This is a genomic window from Aquimixticola soesokkakensis (assembly GCF_900172375.1).
Taxonomy (GTDB): Bacteria; Pseudomonadota; Alphaproteobacteria; order Rhodobacterales; family Rhodobacteraceae; genus Aquimixticola; species Aquimixticola soesokkakensis.
In genome coordinates this window covers 5,001-6,443 of record NZ_FWFS01000019.1, presented here as the reverse complement: position 1 = coordinate 6,443, position 1,443 = coordinate 5,001, and the positions used below count along the sequence as shown (strand labels likewise).

The 1,443-nt window shown below is 52.4% G+C and carries 1 tRNA gene and 2 rRNA genes (1 of these 3 cut by a window edge); all 3 read right to left on the bottom strand.

What is annotated here, in order from left to right:
* Nucleotides 1-3: 3 nt before the first annotated feature.
* A tRNA-Met gene (locus AQS8620_RS16650) sits at nt 4-80 on the bottom strand.
* A 165-nt stretch (nt 81-245) separates the two neighbouring features.
* Nucleotides 246-360 (bottom strand): 5S ribosomal RNA (gene rrf, locus AQS8620_RS16645).
* A gap of 113 nt (nt 361-473) precedes the next feature.
* Nucleotides 474-1,443: ribosomal RNA gene (locus tag AQS8620_RS16640) — 23S ribosomal RNA — on the bottom strand (it continues 1,905 nt past the right edge of the window).

Sequence of the window (1,443 nt, the reverse complement as noted above, 5' to 3'; positions counted from 1 at the left end):
TTTTGGTTGCGGGAGTAGGATTTGAACCTACGACCTTCAGGTTATGAGCCTGACGAGCTACCGGGCTGCTCCATCCCGCGACATTTTTTGTGTCCTACCGCCTATCGGCTACTTGAGGACCTTTTTTGTGCTACCGCCTATCGGCTACTTTAGCACTTTATTTTGTCCTACGGCCTTTTGGCTTTTTTAAGGACGATTGTCTGATTGGTTTTTGTTATCGTATGAGAGATTTGGATACTTACTAGGTTTGGCGGTGACCTACTCTCCCACGTCTTAAGACGCAGTACCATTGGCGCGACGGCACTTAACTGCCGAGTTCGGGATGGGATCGGGTGTTTTGCTCGTGCTATGACCACCAAACCGAGAAAGTATCCAACATCGGGTTCTTATGTGCATTCCAAGATTTTGCTAATACACTATGGTGTGTATGCTTTTGATATCTCGAGTATAAACAGGTTTTGTTTTTACTGGATCAAATCAAGCCTATCGGACAATTAGTACCAGTCAACTGAACGCGTTACCGCGCTTACATCTCTGGCCTATCGACGTGGTGGTCTTCCACGGTCCTCAGGGATACCTTGTTTTGAGGGGGGCTTCCCGCTTAGATGCCTTCAGCGGTTATCCTTTCCGATCATAGCTACCCAGCACTGCCATTGGCATGACAACTGGTCCACCAGTGGATCGTTCACCCCGGTCCTCTCGTACTAGGGGCAACTCCTCTCAAGTATCCTACACCCACGGCAGATAGGGACCGAACTGTCTCACGACGTTCTAAACCCAGCTCACGTACCTCTTTAAACGGCGAACAGCCGTACCCTTGGGACCTGCTCCAGCCCCAGGATGAGATGAGCCGACATCGAGGTGCCAAACACTGCCGTCGATATGGACTCTTGGGCAGTATCAGCCTGTTATCCCCGGCGTACCTTTTATCCGTTGAGCGATGGCCCTCCCACTTGGGACCACCGGATCACTATGGCCGTCTTTCGACTCTGCTCGACTTGTCAGTCTTGCAGTCAGGCTGGCTTCTGCCATTGCACTCAACGAGCGATTTCCGACCGCTCTGAGCCAACCTTCGCGCGCCTCCGTTACTCTTTGGGAGGCGACCGCCCCAGTCAAACTACCCGCCACACAGGGTCCCGGATCCGGATAACGGACCGCGGTTAGACATCAAGCAAAGCAAGGGTGGTATCTCAAGGGAGGCTCCACAAAGACTGGCGTCTCTGCTTCAAAGCCTACCACCTATCCTGCACATGCTTGGCCTGATGCCAGTGTGAAGCTGTAGTAAAGGTGCACGGGGTCTTTCCGTCTAACCGCGGGAAGCCTGCATCTTGACAGGCAATTCAATTTCGCTGAGTCGATGTTGGAGACAGCGGGGAAGTCGTTACGCCATTCGTGCAGGTCGGAACTTACCCGACAAGGAATTTCGCTACCTTAGGACCGTTA